This window comes from Nocardia sp. CC213A (genome assembly GCF_030766805.1).
Lineage (GTDB): Bacteria > Actinomycetota > Actinomycetes > Mycobacteriales > Mycobacteriaceae > Nocardia > Nocardia otitidiscaviarum.
Genome location: NZ_JASFXA010000002.1, coordinates 194,732 through 215,891, shown reverse-complemented (window position 1 = coordinate 215,891; position 21,160 = coordinate 194,732). Strand labels below are relative to the sequence as shown.

Here is a 21,160-nt window from a genome sequence, read left to right as displayed (position 1 = left end):
GTATGTCTTGTCGCGTTCACCCGTCAGGAGCCTCCCATGTCGAGCACCCGCTTGACCCGGACGTCGTCGGCGCGCGGGAGCCCCTGCCGTACGTAGCCACCGGCCGACGGATCGCCGGTGACGACCTGACCGTCGCCCACGACGACGCCGACCCGAGTCGGCGCGTTGCCCCGGTACTCCCAGAACACCAGATCGCCCGCCGAGGCAGCGGACGGATCGACGCGCTGCCCGCACACCCCCTGTCCGGCGATCGTGGTCGGCAGCACCGGTGCGCAGCCGTGCCGGTCGGCGGTCGGGGTGGGCGCTGCCACCAACACACACGTACCGGTGGTGGTGGCGGCCAACTCGGCCGAGTAGACGACGGACCGGGACAGATCCGCCGGCCCGGACGCACCGTCGGCCCCCTCTCCCCACCGCCTTCCCTCCTGTGTCATCGCGAGCTGCCCGGCGCATGCCCCGGCGGGGCCGGTGTTGGGTGTCCGCAGAGCGGGGAGCTGATAGGGGGCCGAGCGCATGGCCTCGACGCAGTCGCGCTGCCACTGGGAGACTTCGGTCTCGTCGGGGTCCAGGGTGATGGCGGCGTACGGATTGGTCGAAGGCGGTGCGGTGAGGGCGGCTGCGCCGGTCGGGGGCACGGTGGATGTCACCGGAGTCTCGGTGAGCGAGGGGTCCGGCCCCAGCGCGGTATCGCACTGATAGTGCAGGTCCGCCGAGGCCGATTGGCCAGCCGTTCCGATCACGAGACTCAGCAAGACCAGGACCCCGGCGATCATCAGGCCGAACAGGATCATCACCAGGATCGGAAAGGGAACCATAGCGACGAGGAACGTGAGTCGGCGCCTGTCGGTCGATGCCATGTCACGAATCCCACGGATCGAGACCGGCATCCGGATCCAAGTGGTCCAGATTGGAGATGCGCCGGGCGATCTGGTCGACCGCCACCCGATTCTCCTCGACGGGGTTGTTGTAATAGCGCAGGACGGCGTCCCGGTGCTGGTTCGCCAGCTCGGACCCGATGTGATGGCGAGTGTTCGCGCCGACCTGGTTCCACCGGGCCGGCGAGATGGCCGCCTGCAGGGCAGCCGCCGAATCCCAGTTCGCCCGTACGTCGTTCACGAATGCCCAGTCGATATCGGATTGGCCGCCGATGAAGTGCGGTACCCGCGAATGCCTGGCGAAGTTGGTCGCGGCGACATGGGCCTGCGCCACGAACGCCCGGTGTTCGCGCAGGCTCCGCCCCGGTTCGATCGGGTGGTTGTTCACCGACTCCCACGCCGCCAATGCCTTCTGCAACGGTGCGAATCCGTACGGGTTCTGCGACTTCGACGCGTTCATGACCGCGACGGCCCGGTCGACGTGCAGAGCGTCCATCGGATCCACGGCCTTGCCGTTGAAGCGGAGTTCGGCCAGCGCGCCGTTGAGCTCCGCCTTGGGAATGCCGGAGTCGTACAGGCCGTCGATGATGTTGGCCACCTTCAGCGGATCATCCACGCCGCCCGCCTTCTGCGCGCGTCGCTCCGCCGCCCGCAGCCACGATTCCCGGTTGTGCAGCAACCATTTCTGCCGGTGCAGCAGCCATGGCGTGTATTCCATCCGGGCGAGCTCGGCGCGCTGGCGCTGGCGGGCGTACGGCGCCAGCGGATTCAGGGTGCGGCCGAACAGCCACTCGGTCGCCGGCGAGCCGCTGATCGTCGACAGCGCCGCGAAACCGGCCAAGGCACCCAGCCCACCGCCCGCCGCACCCGCCGCGACAGCCTCGCCCATGCCCAGTGCCCGGCCGCCGCCACCGCCGCCGCCCCCTCCCCCGGAGCCCTGGCCGATCTGGCCCTGGGTCGCGAGCGCGAAGCGGTTCGCCACCCAGTCGTTGCCCTTGCGGAGATTCTTGCTCAACCGGCGCAGCTGGCTGAAGGCCACGAGTTCGACGATCGCACCGATCACGAACACCGCCATCACCTGTCCCCTGGCCTGATCGAACACATTGGCCAGGAACAGCACATAGACACCGAGAAAGATGGTGAACACGGCCATCTGCGCCGCCGCCATCACGGAGTGGACGAGATTCCGGATCAGAAAGGTCTGCGTCGGGCCGTACACGAATCCGCCTGCGGCGAACCCGAAGATGGCCATGAATCCGTGATAGATGGTGTCGAGCGCCGACTTCATCACCTTGAGGCCCAGGTACACCGCGAACAACAGCAGGACGGTCCCGCAGATCAGCAGCAGCAGTCCGGTGCCGATCTGCCCGGCGCTCGGATTGTCCGCCGCCGCACGGGCATAGGTGTCGTTGCACGCCTCCAGCCCCTCCTTCACCTGCCCCGAGTCACCGGCACGCATCCCCGAAGTCCATTGCGCGCGACAGGACATCCGATCGTCGATCACATGCCCGAAGTTCCACACCTGGAGCGGCTTCCGGGCGAAGCTGTCGGCGAGGTCCCCCTGCATCGTCTGCACCAGGACGCCCGGATTCGGGTTGAGGTGGCCGTTCAGTCCCGCCGCCACCGAGATGCCGATGTCGCGGCCCTTGGCGAGCAGACCGTCGGAGGCCAGCACATCCGCCAGCGGCTCCGCGAGGAACAGCGGCCCGAACACGCCCACCGCCAGCATCGTCACCACCTGCATCGTCGCCTTGGCGTGGTAGCCGCGGACGATGAAGTAACCGACGAAGAACGCACCGATGGTCGCCGCGGTGACCAGTAGGATGGGGGTCGCGATCTGGCCGGTCAGGGCGTCGGCCACGCCGGTCAGCGCCTGGGCGAACATATCGAGCCAGCCGAAGCTCAGCGCGAAGCCGATCAGCCAGATGGCGGTCGTGACCAGCACCATGTAGCCCGCGAACTCGAGCTCCAGAACCAGCGCCAGTGCGGTCTTGCCCGGTTCGAGCACGCTGCCGTGATCGGTGACGAAACGGTAGTCCGAGAGCAGAACACCATCCGAGTCACGCACATCCATCCAGCTCAGGCCGCTGTTGGCGGTTCCCTGTGCGAGAGTGCCCGTTTGGGCGACGGCCACCGCGCCGAGCAGGGCGGGCAGCACGAGCGTCACGAAGGCCACGAACAGCGCCCACGCTGTCCGGCGACGCCACGGCGAACCGGCCAGCCAACCGCGGAACCGCCGGGCGACCGCGCGGGGTCGCCAGCGCTCACTATCCCAGAAGGCCAACTCCCAGGCCATATCCCGACGCCGGCCGGTACTCATCGCGCGTCCCGGCGCTCCAGCGACGCGGACTGGCGCTCCAGCGACGCGGACTGGCCGGACACCGTCGGCGTGCTGGTGATGGCCTCGGCCCGGTCGCCGCGGGCGGGACCGAGGATCTTGCCCCGGCCGATCCGGCTCAGCGCGTCGCGCATGAACATCTCACCGCGCCGTTCCGGGGGAACCTGCCGACCCTGGCCGACCGGCGGAGACGTCTCCTCCCGCAGGATCTGCAACAGGTACGGCGCTTCGTCGAGGTCGACGCCGAGCCATTCCAGGCTGTTGCGGGCCAGCGTCTCGTCCCGTTGCCGGAAGACGAAGCGGTTCGGGATCAGATTGTGCGCCGCGCCCTGGAAGTCGGTGGCGGGGTCGTGCGAGGCCAACCCGATGGCGGCCAGATGTTTACGCCCGTCGCGGCTGAAGTCCGAGGTGACCGCGGCGCCCACCTGCGTCTGGGTGAAGTGGTGAGCTTCGTCCCCGACCAGCAGGCCGAATCTGCCGTTGTCGGTCAGGAACGCCTCCCGCGCGGCGACCCCGACGAGTTCGTAGAGCGCGGTACCGAGCCGCTTGGTCAGCGGCAGCCGGTGGTACAGATGCGGTGTGGTGAGCTCCTCGGCGGTGGGCAGCGCCAGGCCGTGGCTGCGCACGACGGTCGCCGCCGCGGTCAGTCGCAACGGTTTCAGTGTCGGATCGAACAGCACCGGGACCCGGTCGACGACGGCGCCGAGCCGAGCCGCCAGATCGGCGTATTCCGGGCCCGAACCCGGCTCGTCCCGCAGCCGGTGCGCGGCCCGCACCAGATCCAGCATGGAGTGGATGCCGTGCTCGGCGCGCCCCTTCTCGGTGAGCATATTGCTGACCACCGCGCCGGCGCTCGCCGTCGGCGACAGGTCGAGCATCGGCAGCAGTGAGTCGAGCGCTCGCTCACCGGCCACCCGGGCGTCGAAGAGCCGCAACGGATCCAGCGACACCGTCGGGGTGGTCAGATCGATCACCACCGCATCGTCGATGGCGGCGGCGAAATGCGCCCACTCCCCCACCTGGCTGCGGTCGATGGCCAGGAACTGACCGCCCATGTCGTGGACGAGCACCGCCATGAGCTTGAGGAAGAACGACTTGCCCGAGCCGAGTTCCCCGGTCACCGCGAACGACGCGGACAGGTCGTGCAGCGCCGCCTCCATGATCCCGAAGTGGATGGGCTCGTATTGCCCGGAGAGCAGGTTGATCCCGATCACCGGGCCGCTGTCGTCACCGATGTCACTGGAGGTGAACGGGACGAAACCCGCCCACATGTCGGAGGGGACGATATGGGCGAAATCCTCGTAGGCCCGGCGCACGGGACTGCCCGGGATGAGCATCGACCACAGGTCCACCTGCGCGCCCACCGGCGCTGTCAGTTCGACCTGAAAACGCTTGTAGCGGCGCTTGAGTGCGTTGACCGCGTCCAGTGTCGCCTCCCGAGTGTGGCCACCCACCGCGATGACGGTCGTGAACGACACCTCCGACTCGCCGCCGTTCACCTCGAAGTGTTGGTTGTACTCGTTGAGCAGCTGTGCCTTCGACATCAAGGTGTTCTGGGCGAAGGAGACCTCGGTGTCGCGCTGTTCCATCTGTTCGCCGAGCCGTCGGAGGCCGAGTTCGTTGTTCTGCAATACCTCGTCGGCGGATCTGGTGGACACCCGCATGCCCCAGTCGACGGTCACGTCGCCGAGACCGTCGAGCATGGCGAGGAATTCGCTGCCCCCCGGAAAAGTCATGCCGCCGTAGGGAAATGAGCGCGGCGTCAGCACCGATTGATAGGACGGGCGGTCCGGGCTGTCCGGCTGTACCACCTTGATCACCGGGGTGAAGGACGGCCGGAACCGCCGGGTGTTGTCGGCCTGCGCGCCCTCATCCAGTGCGGCGGAACGGAATACCGCCGCGGTGGCGTCCTCGAGCACCCCGACCCGGGTGGGTGCGGCCGGGTCCCCGACCGCGCCGCGGGACAGGTAGTGCTCCCACAGCCATTGGAACAGCGCGGCCGGGACCGGGGTCGGCCGGAAGTCGCCGCCGATCCGGGACAGGATCTTGTTCGCCTCTTCGTCGTAGGTGGCCAGTTCGGTCCGCGAGACGGCGGCGACATCGACGGAGCTGTTGCCACGCCACAATCCGGCCAGCGACGATATCCCGGTCGAGGTGGAGCCCACCGGGATGGACAGCAGATAGATCCGGGTCTGCGGCACGATCGCCTGGATGCGCTCGTAGGAGGCGACGACCTCGGCGGCGTAGTCCTCGCACTCGTCGAGGTCGACGCCCTCGACCATCTTCCGCAGCACATCGAGGGTTTCGAGCCGAGCCTGGATGCCGAGCAGCAGCGACCCATTGGGCACATTCGTGATCAGGGCGTGGTGCGCCAGCTTCACGTCGTATTTGTCGCGCGGCGAGCGCAGGCCGTATCCGAGCGGCTCGATGAAGTAGGTCGCCGTGACCAGGCCGGCGTGAGTGAACTGCAGGTTCCCGCGGATCGCCGCGGTCGGCTGGATATCGCGCCCGGATGCCATCATTGTTCGTTCCGAGGTTCATCCCGGGTCGGATCGGCGGTCCGCCCGGCGGCCAGTTCGAGTATTCCGCTCGTCAGCGCGCGGGCCGGCGGCTCCGGTCGCGGTACCCCGTCGAGGTCGGGCAGGATGACGACGACGGAGTCCTCGATGTACACCGAGTAGCGGGCCGAGTCCGGGCTGACCGGCATTCCGGAGGCGGACACCGGTTTCCGGATCAGGATCAGCCGACCGAACCACAGCACCCGGGAGGTCAGCCGCACCCCGGTGTCCGGCACCAGACCGAGTGCGAACACCACGATCACGGTGAGTACCAGGCCGAGGATGAAGACCACCGCGGGATTTCCCGGAATCGACATGGCGGCGATCGAGGTGACGAGCATGAGCGCGACGCCCGCGGCGACCTGCGGCAGCGTATACGGCCCGAAGGGGATCTTCTGCCCGTTCTGTGCCTTGCCGATCACGGTGGGCACGCGCTTGATCGGCGTGAAGACGCGGATGACCTCGGCCATCAGTACCCTCCGACGGGCCGATCGGGAATGACGGTACCGACCTCGGCACGCGAATAGTTGATGAGCGTGGGCAGTACCCAGATCAGGACTCCGGCCAGGATCGCCGAGCCTGCGACGGCCAGGACCTTCCCCGGCGAGAGGCGCTCCTTGACGGCCTCGCTGATCAGCACACCGATACCCACGATCGCGATCAGGATGAGGCCGGCCCAGCGAACGAACAGCAATATGCCGTACAACATATTGGTGAGACTGCTACCCATGGTCGCTCCCGTCAGTTCTGCGTCGCCGGCGGTACGGTGACCGACGGCGACGGCGCGGTGGTCGACGCCGAACTCCGCGGCGTGTTCGGGGCCACGCCGCCGGCTACGACGGTGATCGGATCCGGCAGTGCCGGAATGGAATCGATGGTCTGCACCTGCCACTGCTCCTCGACGCGCACCATCGTCAGCGGGTAGTCCAGCGGCGCCAGGGTGTCGTCGCCGACCGCCGGGGTCACCGTCGCCAGCACGCGCGCGCTCGTTCCGGTGGTTCCGCAGCCGGAGTCCTGAGCCGACACCGAGACCGACTCGAGTTCGGCGAACGGCGCGGGTCGCAGGGCGGTGATATCGGAATCGTGGCTGGTGTACCGGGTCACGTCGCCGGAGCCGGTGAGGAAGACCTCGAGGAAGCCGGCGGCGACGTGGGCGAGCGGCGACTCCTCACCGCAGGGCGATGAGTACACCGTGAGCAGGTCCTGCCCTTCGGCGGGCGGCGCGACCAGCCACGGCCGCGAGAGTGCGCGCAGCCGACCGTGATTCACCGCGACCCCCACGCGGTAGTACTGCGGCATCGGAGCGGCGGAGGTCTGTTTCCCGCCCGCGGTCCTCGTTGCGGTCTCGGGACGGACCGATACCGTCACCGACCAGATCTCGATCGGAGTCGAAGCCCTGGTCCGGCGCACGGATACCACGGCGGGATCGGAGACCTGCCGAGCGGTCGCGGGCAGCCCGATCGACTCGCCGCCCCCGATGAAAGCGGCGATCCGGTCCTGATCCCCGGCCGTCGCACCCAGATAGGCGACCACGAATTCCTGCGCGAAGGATCCGGCCAGTTGGGCATTGCCCACGATCGCCACCGTCGTATCGTCCGACGGACCGGGCGGCGCTTCGGAGAACAGACTCAGGACCGCGTGCCCGCCGCCGAGTACCGCGAGCCCGGCCAGCACCGTGAAGATCACGTTGTCGCGACGGCGTCGGGCGACCATGCGGCGTAACAGCGCATCCCCCGAATCCACCCGTGCGTCCGCTGCTTTCCTCACCTGTCAGAGCGTAATGAGACACCGAAGTCGGAGCCGCGGCGCTGTTCCCACCGCTGGGGAGCTGACTACGACGCCCGATCGAACCGGTCCCGCCTGGAGATGTGCCGGCGCAAGTGGTCGTCGTATCCGAGCGGCTCGGGCAGTCGGCACGGCCCCGCGCGACTGGACGGACTGTCACAGCGATCGTCGGCCAGACGTAATTCACCGATCACGAGCTGGCTGCGGGAGTAGCCGGGATACGGGTAGAGCCGCAACCGCGTCGAGAGATAGTCGCCGGAGTAGCCGAGTGTCCGCACCGTCACCTCGGCGGTCTCCCCGGCTCGGATACCGTCCCGCACCGCGACCAGTCGATCGCGGTCGTCGGGATGAAACACATCCACGGGGCGATACAGGAACTCCCACCGCACCCAGGGCGCCGGATCCGTCAACCAGTGTGAGATCGAGGTGTGCTCGAGTTGTACGACGGCGAGGTGAGTTCCGGCCCGCCGGTGCGCTTCCCGTAGGCCGACCTGTTCCAGCGTGGGCCAGGCCGGCGGCGCCGACTGCTCCCTGATGTCCTCGATCAGCAGCCACGCGCCGCGACCCCGGGGACGAGCCGCGACCCGCCACCGACCCAGCGGTCCCGCGGAACGGCCGGCCAGGGGGCCGATGTCCACGTCGAATTGCAGTTTGTCCTCGGGACCCGGGTCGTACAGGAGATCGAGCACCTCACCGTGGCGATCGAACGCGGCGGCCCGATGGAACAGCTCCGTGACGGACATCGTGGGCACATGTTCGTCGGCCGACACTCCGCGCAGGGTGGTCATCGCACCGGGCTGGTGCACCGTCTGGCTGTCGAGGTCCCAGACCGCGCCCACCGCCGGGGGTGGCGGGGTGACCGCACCGGCGGGACCGATCCACAACTGCACCGCATGCACTCCACCGGTGGGTCCGAGCACCGGCCGAGCCCGAACCAGGTGCTGGCCGGCGGCCGTCGGCACCTCCAGATCGGTCTGCCGCGCCTGCCCGCGGGCGGCTCGGACGACGTCGATGATTCCGCGAGTGGTGATGCTGTCGTACACGGCAGGTGTTCTGGTGAGCACTCGCTGCAGCACGCGGCGCACGCTCGCGAAGGCGCGCTGCTCGCCACCCACGGTCGCGACCGACATAGTGTCGGGAGTCAATGTCTCCACCGTCACCCACGGTATCGCCCGAGCTGATTCCGTCATCGGTTCCTCAGTTGCCTTATCGCTTGCTCTACTGCTGGCTGACCGGTACCGCACCCGTGTGAACCTACCTGATGGCACGATAGCCAGCGGCACGCCGAAAAGAGACGGTTACCAAGCTGAAATATGCCGATCTGAAACATGCATCGCCACCGCATGGCCGCTCACCACCGCAGACGAGCCCACCGCAGCGAAACGACGATTGTCGAGCCCATAGTCTCGGGGGCAACAGCCCGCCGAGCCAGAATGTTCCCGGTTCCACCCGATTCCAGCGGCCGCCAATGCCGTCGAGGCTTCATGAGTTGAACCTAGAACACGTGTCCGACAGCGATCAGCTAAACCGAGGCTTTGAACTCCGAAGATCACACAGCGCAACCCTCCCGCACACCGGTCATGAGCAACGTGACGTCCGACGCCCGGGGTTTGCGGCTCCTTGCCACCGGCTGACACGCAGGTGTAGCGTACCGTATCGTACCGTTATTTAGCGGTACATCGACTAGGTAATCTCAAGCGATCCACAGTCAGGAGCTCACATCATGTCGAGCCATCGGGAAGGCGTGCGTTGACCATGCGGCCCACGCAACGCCGATCAGCCACTACCACGACCTCCGAAACCGAACTGCCCACGCGCACCGCACTTCCCGATTCCGCCGGTGGTGATCCGACGTCGCTGCAGATGGCGTACTTCCGTCAAGTGCGTTCCGGTGCCGCACTTTCCGGCCCCGGCGAATCCGAAAGCATCTTCCGCCGGCACTTGGCCCTCGCCGCGACCCGGACTGCCGGAACCGCCAGCACCCGCGTGTATCACCCGGACGAGCCGAACGGCATCGGACCTGCCGTCCAGGTGGTCAATTCCGATATGCCCCTGCTGGTCGAGTCGCTGGTCTCGACGCTGCGGCGGCTCGGCGCCACCGTCACCGATGTCATCCATCCGATCTTCGAGGTGGTTCGCGATCCGAGCGGACGGCTGCTCTCGCTGGCACCGTACGAGGGCGACAGCACGGCGACGCAGCCCGTCGGCGGGACGACCCGCGAGTCCTGGATACACATCCAGCTGAGCCCCGCGACCGCGAACGGCGTACTGGCGACGATCGCGGCCGTCCTGCCGCCCCTGCTCGCCGACCTGCGCCAGATCGCGGACAGCACCGTCGCCATGCAGCGCAGGCAGTCCTTCCTCGCCGATCAGCTGCACGCGGACGCTCCCCCGTACAGCGGGGCCGACCCGGTGGAGGCGCGCGAGTGCGCGCGGCTGTTGCGCTGGCTCGCCGACGACCGCTTCGTCCTGCTCGGCTACGCCCGATACGCCGTCCCCGAGAGCGCGGACCCCGAAGCTCCCGCCACCATGCGACCGGTCCCGGGCACCGGGCTCGGCATACTCGGCGCCGGATCGGCGACCAAAATCGATGTTCCCACCCCCGGACCGGAACGTGGCCTGCTGCGGCTGGCTCCGGGGGCGATCGAATCAGCGGCGCCGGGCTGGATCAATCCCTATCTCATCGGCATCGCCGAATACGACACCGACGGCCGGGTGGTGGGCGAGCAGCTGTTCGTCGGGACCTTCACCATTTCCGCACTGCACGAGAACATCCTGGACATTCCGGTGATCGAACACCGGGTGCGCCAGGTCGTCGAATGGGCCGGGTTCGAACTCAATTCGTTCTCCGGCCGATCGATGCTGGAGGTGATGCAGTCCTTCCCGCGCGTGGAACTGTTCTCCTCGGACACCCGGCGACTCTTCGATACCACGTCCGCGGTGCTCACCCTCGGTCAACGACGACAGGTCCGGCTGTTTCTGCGGCCCGATCCGCGCGGTAGGACGGTGTCGTGTCTGGTCTATCTGCCGATGGACCGATACAACACGGCCGTGCGCCAGCGGATGCAGCAGATTCTGCTGTCCGAATTCGGCGGCGACCATATCGCCTACTCCGCGCGAGCCACCGAATCCGAGCTCGTCAACATCTATTTCACGGTGCACCGCGGCAAGTACGCGGCACCCGCGGACCTCTCCGAGGCGCGACGGCAGCATCTGCAGGATCTGCTCTTCGCCACCACCCACACCTGGGCCGATCGGCTGGTTGCCGAGGCGGCGGCCACGGCCGCCGTGGACTCCAGGACCGCCAAGCGGTACGCCGACAGCTTCCCCGACGGCTACAGGGAGAGCTTCACCCCGAGTCACGCGCTGGCCGATATCCAGCGACTCGAGGAGCTCGGTGACAACGCGATCGATATGCACCTGTCCCGGGCGGCCGACGCCGCGGTCGACGACTGGCAGTTCGCGCTCTACGTGAGCGGCGCGGGCGTATCGCTGAGCCGAGTGCTGCCGATCCTGCACAGCCTCGGCGTCGACGTGCACGACGAGCGGCCCTATCCGATCGAACTGCCGGACTCCCGGCCGCGCTGGATCTACCGGTTCAACCTGCACGCACCGCGAGAACTGCTGGACACCGCCCTGGACGGCGCCATCGACGCCGCACTCACCGCCACCGACGCCCTGTCCGCGGCGGTCACCGATGCCCAGCGACGCTTCCCCGAGGCATTCGCGGCCATGTGGTACGGCCGCGCCGACACCGACGGGCTGAACGAACTGGTCCTGCGTGCCGGACTGCACTGGCATGAGGTGGCCGTCCTGCGCGCCTACGCGCGATACCTGCGGCAAGCGGGATTCGCCTACAGCCAGAGCAACATCACGCGGGTGCTGCTGCGGCAGCCCGGCGCGGCGCGGGCCTTCGTCGAACTCTTCGGCGCGTACTTCGACCCCGATCGCAGCGACCCCGCCCGGGCGGAGCGGATCGAATCCGAGTTGCGAGCCCGCATCGACGCCGTCACCAGCCTGGACGCCGACCGGATCCTGCGCGCCTTCCTCGGATTGATCGGTGCGACGCTGCGGACCAACTACTACATGAGCGGGTCACCGGCCACGGTGCGGTCGCAGGCGGGGGTGTCGCGCGACTATCTGGCCTTCAAGTTCGCCCCGCGACGCATCGACGAACTGCCGAAACCGAAGCCGCAGTACGAGATCTACGTCTACTCACCCCGGGTGGAGGGGGTGCATCTGCGCTTCGGCGCGGTCGCCCGCGGCGGCCTGCGCTGGTCGGATCGGCGGGAGGACTTCCGCACCGAGATCCTCGGCCTCGCCAAGGCGCAGGCGGTCAAGAACGCGGTCATCGTTCCGGTCGGAGCGAAAGGTGGCTTCGTGGTGAAGAATCCGCCCGCCGCGACCGGTGACCCGGCCGCGGATCGGCAGGCTCAGCGCGAGGAGGGCGTGGCCTGCTACCGCACCTTCATCTCCGGCCTGCTCGACCTCACCGACAATATCGACAATCGCACCGGCGCGGTCCTGGCGCCCGACCGGGTGGTGCGCCGCGACGGCGACGACACCTATCTCGTGGTGGCCGCCGACAAGGGGACGGCGACCTTCTCCGACGTCGCCAACGAGGTCGCACACCGATACGGCTTCTGGCTCGGCGACGCCTTCGCCTCCGGCGGCTCGGTCGGCTACGACCACAAGGCCATGGGCATCACGGCCAAGGGCGCCTGGGAGAGCGTGAAGCGGCACTTCCGGGAGTTCGACATCGACGTCCAGACCGAACCGTTCACCGTGGCCGGCATCGGTGACATGAGCGGCGACGTCTTCGGCAACGGAATGCTGCTCTCCGAACACATCCGGCTCGTCGCGGCCTTCGACCACCGGCACATCTTCCTCGACCCGAACCCCGACGCGGCCCGCTCGTTCGCCGAGCGCAAGCGGATGTTCGCCCTGCCCCGCTCGTCCTGGGCCGACTACGACGCCGAGCTGATCAGCGCGGGCGGCGGAGTGTGGGACCGCACCGCCAAGAGCATCCCGATCAGTCCGCAGGCGCGTATCGCCCTCGGATTGGACGACAGCGTCACCGAGCTGTCACCGCCGGAGGTGGTGCGCGCGATCCTGCTGGCACCGGTCGATCTGCTGTGGAACGGCGGTATCGGCACCTACATCAAGGCCGCCGACGAGACCGACGCCGAGGTCGGCGACAAATCCAACGACGCCGTGCGGGTGAACGGAAACCAGTTGCGGGCGAAGGTGATCGGCGAGGGCGGCAACCTGGGCGCCACCGCACGGGGCCGGATCGAGTTCTGCCGATCCGGCGGCCGGATGAACACCGACGCCCTCGACAACTCCGCGGGTGTGGACTGCTCCGACCATGAGGTCAACATCAAGATTCTGCTGGATCGCGTGGTCGCCGCCGGCGAACTCGACGCCGGTGACCGTGATCGGCTGCTCGCCTCCATGACCGAGGAGGTGTCCGATCTCGTCCTGGGCGACAATATCGCGCAGAACTTCCTGATGGGCCTCTCCCGCGCGGACGCGGCGGAAACGCTGGACCTGCACCGCCGCACGATCCAGGCGCTGGAGACCGGCCACGGCCTGGACCGCGAACTCGAAGCCCTGCCCTCGGAGGCCGAACTGGCCCGCCGCGGCGCCGAAGGGCGCGGCCTGACCTCGCCCGAACTCGCGACGCTGATGGCCCAGGTGAAACTCGCCGTGAAGGCCGATCTGCTGGCCGGGTCGCTGCCGGACGACGCGATGTTCGCGGATCGGCTGCACACCTACTTCCCGGCACCGCTACGCCAACGCTTCGGCCGCGCCATCGACGCGCATCCGCTGCGCCGGCAGATCGTGGCCACCGTGCTGGCCAACGAGGTCGTCGATTTCGGCGGAATCACCTACCCGTTCCGCCAATCCGAGGAGGCGGGCGCCGACACCGCCGACGCGGTGCGGGCCTTCGGGGTCGCGGTGCGGATCTTCGATCTGCACGAGCTGTGGGATCGCATTCGTTCCACCGAGATGCCGACGGCGGCCCGGGACGCGCTGGAGATGGAGACCAAACGGACGCTGGACCGCGCCTCCCGGTGGCTGCTCGGCAGTCGGCCGCAGCCGCTCGACATCACCGCGGAGATCGACCGGTACGCGCCGGGGGTCCGCGCGCTCGCCGCCACGGTGCCCGATCGGCTCGGCGCCGACCACCGTGCCGACCTCACCTCACGCGCCCGAACGGCCATCGACCTGGGGGCGCCCGCGGAGTTGGCCGACGAGGTGGGTCGGCTGATCTATCTGTTCCCGCTGCTGGACGTCATCGATATCGCGGAGATCACCCACCGGGACCGCTCCGAGGTCGCCGAAATCCATTACGTGCTCGACGATCATCTGAAGATCGAACAGCTGCTCAACGAGGTGCGGCGTCTGGAACGGGCCGGCCGCTGGTCCTCATTGGCCCGGCTGGCCGTTTCCGACGACATCTACGCGGCGCTGCGTTCGCTGACCATCACGGTCCTCGATCTCACCGGACCCGACGAGTCCGCGGCGGAGAAGATCGCCCACTGGGAATCGACGCACCGCTCCAGGATCGCCCGGGCGCGGGCCATGTTGGACGAGATCCACACCGGACCGGGCCACGATCTCGCGACCCTCTCGGTGGCGGCTCGACAGATCAGGAGCATGGCCAGCGGGCCGGCCGAATTCGAGCGTCGGACCTGATCGCCTATCGCCGGTGCCGTGTCCGGGGACACGGCACCGGCGACTGCGGTGTCAGCACCCGGTTATTCGCCGTCCGAACAGCGAATCACGCTGCGGCCGAGCACGATCTGCCGCTGAATTCCGCCCCGCGGCGTCATCGACGCGGCCCGTGCCGTGGTCAGCGGCTCGCCGGAACCCTTCTTGCACACCGCCTGCGTACGAACGATCCTGGTGGGACGTTGGCGATCGACCGGCGCGATGCGGTGCCGATCCAGATTCGGGATGACCCTTCCGGAGTTGTCGTAGCCGACTCCCGCCCAGATCATGGCCCGTGGCCCTTCACCGGCTTCGACCAGGGCGGTCGCCATCCGTTGACACTGGACGAACAGCGGGCACGCGTGGCAGGCCGCTACGGCTTGGCGCCAGGCGTCCGGCGTGCCGGTGTCCAGGTCCCAGCCGTCGGGATGCTCAGCGCACGGCGGACGCGGTATCGATGTGTTCTCCGCGTGGGTATCTCGGTCCAGTGAGCGATTCTGCGTAACAGTCATGGCAAGTCTCCGGGTACGCCGGGGAGCATCGGGCGATGCCTTCCCCGTGGCGCGCGAGTAAGCGCAAGTCCTCATCAGGGCTGCTCAACAGTCCCCGGAAACCAGCTGCGGATGAGCTGTTCGTGAACAGTAGCCCAACGCCGAGCCGCCGAGCAACCCTTAGCGTCCCGCCATTTAGCGGCACATTGCCTAGTGTACCTCTATCCGATGTGGTTTCCTTGTCGTATGACGACGGAGTCCGAATTCACCATCGATGCACTGGCCCGTGCCGCCCACACCACCGTGCGCAGCGTGCGCGTCTACCATGAGCGCGGTTTGCTACCGGCCCCGCAGGTCCGCGGCCGGATCGGCTACTACCGACCGGAGCACCTGGTCCGGCTGCAGACCATCGGCCAGCTGCTGCGCAAGGGCATGAAATTGACCGGTATCAAAGAGCTCCTCGACGCCTGGGATCGCGGCGAAGGACTCGATGAGGTCCTCCAGATACGGAGCAATGCCCTCGCGGGCGGCACCGCATACCGCCGATCCACCGACGACGACAGCCGATTGGCGACAACGCTGCAACAGCTGCGCACGACCGGCGAGACCGGACCGGATGTCAGCGCGCTACAGGCCACCCATCCCAAACTGCACGCCCTGGCAGCCGGGCTGATCGACGCCGGACTTCCCGCCGACGAGATATTCCGGCCGCTCATCCGCCTGCATGCCGATTGCAGCCGGGTCGCCGCCCGGCAGGCCGAGATCGTCCGCCGACTCGCCGAGCACCGGCCGGCATCCGTCGACGCCGACGGGGAAGGACAGGAGCGGGCCGTGGAGCACGCCCGGCAGCTGGCGATCGCGGCCACCGCGGAACTGGTAGCGCGATCGCTGCATGAGCGTTTGGAGGGCCAAATCCCTTCCTACCAAGGCTCTTTGGAACGCGACAGGCATTGAATCGCTGACGCCGGCCCAAGCCCGCGAACCAGGTGCGGCAGGGCCGGCGTCACCGAATACTGTGACACCGAACCGGATTACACGGCGCCCGCGGATCAGACCGAGACGCTGGTCGTCATGGCACCCGCGATGCTGTTCGCGTTGGCAATGCGCTTCGCACGCGCCGAACCGTCGCTGCGCTCGTAGTACTGGTCGAATACCGCGGCAGCCTCACCGGGTGTCCGCGCATTCCGAAGATGCGCGTAGGCAGCCGATTCCTTGTTCTGGAGCTCATGCGAGATGTAATCGATCTGGATACGCCAATCGGTGACCGAACCGCCGCGCGCGGCCGCGAATCGCTCGAGACCCTCCAGCCGGTCGCCTCGCCACTGCGCCAAGCCCAGGGATGCCTCCCCCGCGTTCCAGGCATCGGTGCGAAAACCCGACTCCGCCTGGAGATTACCCAGGATGCCCGCCGCCTGCGCCGGTGTGAAGCCGTTGTCGAGTAGCCGCTGATACATCTCGTCCACCCGGGCGCGCTGCCCTTCGGGAATCGCCTCGGCACCCACCGTCTGTACGTATCCACCACCGCCGGAATCATTCCCGGCGGGGGCGTAGCCGCCGTAGCCGCCGGTATTCATCATCATCGGCAGTGTCGGCGCCCCGTAGGTCGGCGACGAATAGGTGATTCGCTCAGCCTCTTCCGCGACTCCGTCCGACGCGGACTCGATGATGTCGGAGACGGCGTCGACGGTCCGCAGAATGGCACTCAGGAGCCGAGCTTCGGCCGCCACCGACAGACGCTCCTCGCCCGGGGCGGGTCCTTCGGCGGCGAGGGTCGACTTCAGTCCGTCCACCTCGTGATCGATATCGGACATCGCCGAACTGGTCTTGGTGGAGGTCGCGTAGGCGGACGTGTCCACTTCCTTGTTCTGCCGGTGCAGTTCGGCCGCGATCGCGTCGATCTCGTCCTTGTTCGAGGCGTAATCGTCCGCCATGACCGACTGATTCCCGGAATCGTCGACCAGTCCCCGCTCCGCCAACTTCTCCACCAGATCCGGCGCCTGCGCTCCCGCCCCGGACCCGAACAGGTCCACCGAGAGCTGGATGGCCCGCTCAGCCGCGTCGATCACCGAATCGAGCCCCGCGGACCCACCGCGCGGATGCGGCAGCTCGACGGTCCAGCCTCGATAGTGCGCCACCGCCGCGTTCTGGCCGTTCACCACCATGTCGGCACCCGACTCTCGGATCCGGACGAGCCCGTGGCCGGCGCGCGCACGATCATCAGCATGCTCAGCTCCTCGATCGACTCGTCGGCACCGCCGTCCGGCCCCGACTCTCCCGACCGTTCCAGTCTCGCGCATCCCCGGAGCTGGGAAGAGCCGCGCGATGGCAGCAAGGGAGCCGAACTCGACTCGCCGTTCTCAGTGCACCCGGTACCACTTGAACGGCTCGTTCGCGGTCGGGCCGTAGCGCTGGATCTGGTCGAAGAGCCAGCTGGCCGGTTCGACTATCGCCTCGCGGTCGCGGTCGTTGACGTATGCCATCGCGATGCCGACGAAAGCCGCGTGGCCGTCGGAGGTTTGGCGGTATACGACACCGCCCGAGTCGCCGTGTTCGAACCAGAGGTCCCGGGTGGTGTAGATGACGCCGTCCTCGACCTTGGTGATGGTGCCGCAGTTCCAGCCGGTGCTGGCGCCGATCTTGCAGACCTGCTGGCCGCGGCGCGGGTCCATGTCGATGGAGCTGAGACCGAAGGCGCCCATGGACGCGGATACACCGACCCCCTCGTACAGGCGAATCAGCCCGAACCCCAGGGTGAGTCCGCGATCGGGTCGATACGACTCGTACCAGCCGATCGGATTGCCGTCGGCATCGGTGACGACCCCCGGCCGCCGACAGTGCCCGGCCGTGACGGCGTAGCGCGCCTTTCCGACGAATCCGGTCAACCCGACAGTGCATTGGAAACCGACGACCTTGCCGTCCTCCTCGCTCATGGTCCGAATCGCCAGCCCGGGGTGCACCACGACGGCCGGATCGGTGGCATGCGCGGTCGACGCGGGAAACAGGGTGCCCGCCGTGCCACACACCGCCGCGGAGACGAACGCCACCACCAGGCGGCGGAGGCGAGCCGGTGGCGACCAACCCAGCGTTGTCGCTCGCGATTCGTGATTCCCGCGGCTGCGCAACGTCGTGTCCGTCCTTCCTCGAACATGCCTTCCTCGAGCCCGGTGCGGACTCGATTCCCGCTCGGCACAGTGGAATTCTCCCGGATTCCCAGCGCCGGGAACTCGACCGGAAGTCAGCTTCCAGGGGAGTCTGGGACGCCGCGACGCCGAATGTCCGTGGTGGCGCAGTGGAATGAGCCGCCAATGCTCCGCACATTGCGGAACGGGCAGCGGATCGGGTCGAAACCCAGGTCGGCCAGTAGGTCGGCGACCTGGTTGTCCTGCGCCTCCACCACCACTCGTTCCCGGTCGATCACCAGAACATCCATCTGCGCTCCCGCGTCGGCCATATACAGCGGCGGCCACTCCCGAGGCGTGGTGCGCGGCGCCGGGACGAGATCCCATTCGGCGAACATGCAGCGCCGCAGGCAGTCCGTGTCGACCCGGTCGGGATCGAACAGCAGGGTTCCGGGACGCAACGGCATGATCGTGCGGTCCAACCGCATGGCGTGCGGATCGTCGCTGTCGAGTATGTGGATTCGGTAGGTGTCGCCGAGGTGCCTGCGCAGCCAGTCGATACCGGCCCGGTTGGTGACGTGGCTGCGCTGCGCGACGATATCGCGGCCGAAGCGCAGGAAGTCCGTGGCGGCGAAGGCGGGCTGGGTTTCGTTGATCGCCCACCGGGCGTCGGGCGCACCGTCGAGCAGGCGGTCGTGGTCGAGCACCCGCGGCGCCGACACCCACCGCGCGCCCGACTCGTGATAGTGCTGCAGGAGAGGGCGATACGCCAGTACCTCACCGCGCCGAGACCGCCAGGCCGTCGGCGCTTCGATGATGGTCGAGCCGACGACCAGGAGCGAGTCGCGGGGCAGTGCCGAGGTGTAGCCGTCCAGGCTCGCCGGATCGACCCAGGTGGGGCGCTGGACGACGACACCGGCGTCGGTCAGCACCCTGTCGAGATTGTCCAGCTCGGCCTGTGCAGCGGCGATGATACGGGCGGGGAACGGGCGGGCCGTCTCGAACAGCTGCCAGTACCGGCGCGGCATGGTGGCCTCGACCATTCGCCGCGCCTCCACGGGGAAGACAGTACCGACGGCGACCCCGACGATGATCTCCTCCAACGGATCCCACTCGTTGCGGGACCAGACCCGTGACGACTCGGTCGATGTCTCCGCGGTGGTTCCAGGACCGGTGACAGTCGTGTCGGCGATTTTCTTGCCACTGTTTGAGTGCACGTTATTGATTGAACCACCATATGTGGTTAAGATGGATATCGGGCGGTGGTTCCCCTCATCACCACCGGCCTTGCCAGCACGGCTGTCGTCCCCGCAGACCGCGGCAGCTGTGCTGGCTTACAACAGCGCCGCTGCGCTCTTGCAACAGCGCCGCTGCGCTGCCGCTACTGTCCATCCGGCGGTAGTGCGAGCAATCCGGCACCGGTCAGCACCGCCGTATCGCCCAACTGTGAGGGCATCACCCGCAGGCCGGACAGGAATCCGATCCGCGCATGCGCGCCTACCGCCGCACCCAGTGACTTCCAGAGCGCGGGACCTGCCGTCGCGGCCTCGCCGCCGACCACCACGCGGTCGACGTCGAACAGTGCCGCCACCGACGACAACGCCTGTCCCAGAACGGTTCCCATGCGCTCCACCGCCGCACCGGCAGTGGCGTCACCCGCGCCGGCCGCGGCGATGAGCGCCGCGAAACCGTCCCCCTGCCAGCCGCGCTTCTCGGCCCAGCGCACGGCCGCGGACGTGCTGGCGATGGCCTGCACACACCCCCGGGCGCCGCAGTCGCAGAGATCGTCGTAGCCGGACATCACCATATGACCGATATTGCCCGCGTTTCCGGTACGTCCCACCGCCACGAAACCACCGACAACGATGCCGCCGCTGATCCGAGAGGACACCGACACGACCAGTGCGTCCGGAACACCGCGCAGCAGGCCGTGGCGCTGTTCGGCCAGCGCGGCGCAGACGCCGTCGAGCGCCATTCCCACGGTGGCCGACGGGAATTGCTTACGCGCGGCCTCGACCAGGCCGAAGCCAACCTGCCATTCCGCGATATCGGGCGGGGCCGCCACCCCGGCGGCCATATCGATCGGCCCGGTGGTGCCGATGCCCAGACTGGTGACATCACCGCCGGCGGCCACCTCGCCCAGCAGATCGCGGCAGCTGTTCCAGGGCGCGCGCGAGGTCACCGGGATCGCCCGGACGTCCTGCACCTTCCCGTCCGGTGCCACCCGACCGGCCGCGAACCGGGTCGGGCCGATCTCCAACGCCAGAACCGTCATTGTTTGTGCTCCAATCCAGCTGTTCGCCTGTTCGTCCTCGGTTCATCGGTTCAGGCACGCGGCGCCGAGAGCGCGGCCAGCGTGTTCAGGTCGCCGTTCAGTGTCTCGACGATCTCGTTGATGGCCAGCGCCGTCGCCCGAACCTCCACCCGCAGACCATCGATGTGGTCGGCCGCCAGTTCCGCGTCGGTCGCGACCGCCAGCAGCGCGGTGATGTCGAGGCCCACCCCGACCGTGCGCTCGGCGATCTCGGCATTGGTCAATTCGGCCTGGAGTTCCGCCAGATGCGCGCGGTAGGCGGTCAATGCGCTCACCCGAGCGACCAGACCGGTCCACACCCGAGCCAGGGCCGCGTGCGCGTTCTCGGTGGCCTGCCGCGCCGTCGTCGCGGTCGTGGAATCGCCGACGACGTCGGTGAGCGGCCTGGACGCGCACTCCACCCGCAATGCGTGCTGGATGATCGCGTCGAGCTCGGCGTCCAGGTCCAGCCGCAGACGATGCGACATCAGGTAGCCGCTCTGCCAGGCGGGCGAATCGGCGATGCTGTCCCGCAATTCCACGGCGCGCGCGATGAGTTCGGGAACCGGGAACGCCTCGATCGGATCGCCGCGCAGCCCCCGATCATCGCTCGGATCGGGCACATACAACCGCCTGGTCGCGGCGGCCACGGCGCGCCGGTCACTCGCGGTCAGCGATACGGTGGAACGCGCGGTGCGGCGCAGCGTCGCACCGGCGGCGACGACCGCCGCGGCGAGCACGAGGCCCCACAGCCACGGCGGTCCCGCGCCGATGAGGAGCAGCAGCAGCGCACCCGCCCCGAGTACACCGGCGGCACCCAGCACAACGACGGGATCGCCGCCCCCGGTGATCCCTTGATGGACCGGCGGATATCCCGCGGCGCGCCGCTGCTCGAGCCGCTGCCGCAGCTGCGCCGACAGCTGTCGCTCGTCGACATAGGTCAGCCAGGTTCCGTCGAAGGTGTAGTCGATCAGGCGTGTCATC

General features: G+C 68.1%; 15 protein-coding genes. 2 read left to right on the top strand and 13 right to left on the bottom strand.

All coding sequences use genetic code 11. From position 1 onward, the window contains the following. Positions 1-23: 23 nt before the first annotated feature. The 7 genes from QJS31_RS04430 to QJS31_RS04400 form a co-directional block, all read right to left on the bottom strand. Positions 24-815, bottom strand: a complete 792-nt coding sequence (locus tag QJS31_RS04430) for a hypothetical protein (protein WP_282785062.1) — start codon at positions 813-815, stop codon at positions 24-26. Between the two features lie 43 nt (positions 816-858). Then, positions 859-3,195 carry a hypothetical protein gene (locus tag QJS31_RS04425; RefSeq protein ID WP_306355975.1) on the bottom strand — a complete coding sequence of 779 codons (2,337 nt, stop codon included), beginning with the start codon at positions 3,193-3,195 and terminating at the stop codon, positions 859-861. Then, entirely contained in the window at positions 3,192-5,735 is a 2,544-nt protein-coding gene (locus tag QJS31_RS04420; RefSeq protein ID WP_282783024.1) for an ATP-binding protein, read from the bottom strand. Before QJS31_RS04420 ends, QJS31_RS04425 begins: the two co-directional genes overlap by 4 nt. Next, positions 5,732-6,241, bottom strand: a complete 510-nt coding sequence (locus QJS31_RS04415) for a hypothetical protein (protein ID WP_282783026.1) — start codon at positions 6,239-6,241, stop codon at positions 5,732-5,734. The genes QJS31_RS04420 and QJS31_RS04415 overlap by 4 nt, the downstream gene beginning before the upstream one ends. After that, positions 6,241-6,501 carry a hypothetical protein gene (locus tag QJS31_RS04410; RefSeq protein WP_029931741.1) on the bottom strand — a complete coding sequence of 87 codons (261 nt, stop codon included), beginning with the start codon at positions 6,499-6,501 and terminating at the stop codon, positions 6,241-6,243. The genes QJS31_RS04415 and QJS31_RS04410 overlap by 1 nt, the downstream gene beginning before the upstream one ends. A gap of 11 nt (positions 6,502-6,512) precedes the next feature. After that, positions 6,513-7,538 (bottom strand): conjugal transfer protein, encoded by a 1,026-nt coding sequence (locus tag QJS31_RS04405; protein ID WP_306355974.1) that lies wholly within the window; start codon positions 7,536-7,538, stop codon positions 6,513-6,515. Positions 7,539-7,603: 65 nt separating this feature from the next. Next, positions 7,604-8,746 (bottom strand): GAF domain-containing protein, encoded by a 1,143-nt coding sequence (locus tag QJS31_RS04400; RefSeq protein ID WP_306355973.1) that lies wholly within the window; start codon positions 8,744-8,746, stop codon positions 7,604-7,606. 673 nt (positions 8,747-9,419) lie between these two features. Between QJS31_RS04400 and QJS31_RS04395 the strand changes: the two genes are divergently transcribed. Continuing rightward, complete coding sequence (locus tag QJS31_RS04395; protein ID WP_306356120.1) at positions 9,420-14,258, top strand: NAD-glutamate dehydrogenase; 4,839 nt, start codon at positions 9,420-9,422, stop codon at positions 14,256-14,258. A gap of 62 nt (positions 14,259-14,320) precedes the next feature. Here QJS31_RS04395 and QJS31_RS04390 read toward each other — a convergent pair whose 3' ends face one another. Further along, a complete protein-coding gene (locus QJS31_RS04390; RefSeq protein WP_306355972.1) occupies positions 14,321-14,785 on the bottom strand; it encodes a hypothetical protein in 465 nt (154 codons plus the stop codon). A gap of 225 nt (positions 14,786-15,010) precedes the next feature. On the opposite strand from QJS31_RS04390, the gene QJS31_RS04385 reads away from it, so the two are divergent. After that, positions 15,011-15,718, top strand: a complete 708-nt coding sequence (locus QJS31_RS04385; RefSeq protein WP_282780247.1) for a MerR family transcriptional regulator — start codon at positions 15,011-15,013, stop codon at positions 15,716-15,718. Between the two features lie 95 nt (positions 15,719-15,813). Here the strand turns inward: QJS31_RS04385 and QJS31_RS04380 are convergent, their stop codons facing one another. From QJS31_RS04380 to QJS31_RS04360, 5 genes are all read right to left on the bottom strand, one after another. After that, positions 15,814-16,926, bottom strand: a complete 1,113-nt coding sequence (locus QJS31_RS04380; protein ID WP_282780246.1) for a phage tail tip lysozyme — start codon at positions 16,924-16,926, stop codon at positions 15,814-15,816. A 195-nt stretch (positions 16,927-17,121) separates the two neighbouring features. Continuing rightward, the gene (locus tag QJS31_RS04375) at positions 17,122-17,811 is read right to left on the bottom strand and encodes a hypothetical protein (protein WP_282780244.1); all 690 of its coding nucleotides are present in this window, start codon (positions 17,809-17,811) and stop codon (positions 17,122-17,124) included. A 188-nt stretch (positions 17,812-17,999) separates the two neighbouring features. Further along, positions 18,000-19,100 (bottom strand): hypothetical protein, encoded by a 1,101-nt coding sequence (locus tag QJS31_RS04370; RefSeq protein WP_306355971.1) that lies wholly within the window; start codon positions 19,098-19,100, stop codon positions 18,000-18,002. Positions 19,101-19,264: 164 nt separating this feature from the next. After that, on the bottom strand, positions 19,265-20,158 hold the full coding sequence (locus tag QJS31_RS04365; protein ID WP_282780240.1) for an ROK family protein: 894 nt from the start codon (positions 20,156-20,158) through the stop codon (positions 19,265-19,267). 50 nt (positions 20,159-20,208) lie between these two features. Further along, positions 20,209-21,159, bottom strand: coding sequence for a hypothetical protein (locus QJS31_RS04360; RefSeq protein WP_306355970.1), 951 nt, complete (start codon positions 21,157-21,159; stop codon positions 20,209-20,211). Position 21,160: the final 1 nt, after the last annotated feature.

Coding starts and splice junctions, on each gene's coding strand:
- QJS31_RS04430 (WP_282785062.1), bottom strand. CDS start 815: ATGGTTCCCTTTCCGATCCTGGTGATGATCCTGTTCGGCCTGATGATC.
- QJS31_RS04425 (WP_306355975.1), bottom strand. CDS start 3,195: ATGAGTACCGGCCGGCGTCGGGATATGGCCTGGGAGTTGGCCTTCTGG.
- QJS31_RS04420 (WP_282783024.1), bottom strand. CDS start 5,735: ATGATGGCATCCGGGCGCGATATCCAGCCGACCGCGGCGATCCGCGGG.
- QJS31_RS04415 (WP_282783026.1), bottom strand. CDS start 6,241: ATGGCCGAGGTCATCCGCGTCTTCACGCCGATCAAGCGCGTGCCCACC.
- QJS31_RS04410 (WP_029931741.1), bottom strand. CDS start 6,501: ATGGGTAGCAGTCTCACCAATATGTTGTACGGCATATTGCTGTTCGTT.
- QJS31_RS04400 (WP_306355973.1), bottom strand. CDS start 8,746: ATGACGGAATCAGCTCGGGCGATACCGTGGGTGACGGTGGAGACATTG.
- QJS31_RS04395 (WP_306356120.1), top strand. CDS start 9,420: ATGGCGTACTTCCGTCAAGTGCGTTCCGGTGCCGCACTTTCCGGCCCC.
- QJS31_RS04390 (WP_306355972.1), bottom strand. CDS start 14,785: ATGACTGTTACGCAGAATCGCTCACTGGACCGAGATACCCACGCGGAG.
- QJS31_RS04385 (WP_282780247.1), top strand. CDS start 15,011: ATGACGACGGAGTCCGAATTCACCATCGATGCACTGGCCCGTGCCGCC.
- QJS31_RS04380 (WP_282780246.1), bottom strand. CDS start 16,926: ATGGTGGTGAACGGCCAGAACGCGGCGGTGGCGCACTATCGAGGCTGG.
- QJS31_RS04365 (WP_282780240.1), bottom strand. CDS start 20,158: ATGACGGTTCTGGCGTTGGAGATCGGCCCGACCCGGTTCGCGGCCGGT.
- QJS31_RS04360 (WP_306355970.1), bottom strand. CDS start 21,159: ATGACACGCCTGATCGACTACACCTTCGACGGAACCTGGCTGACCTAT.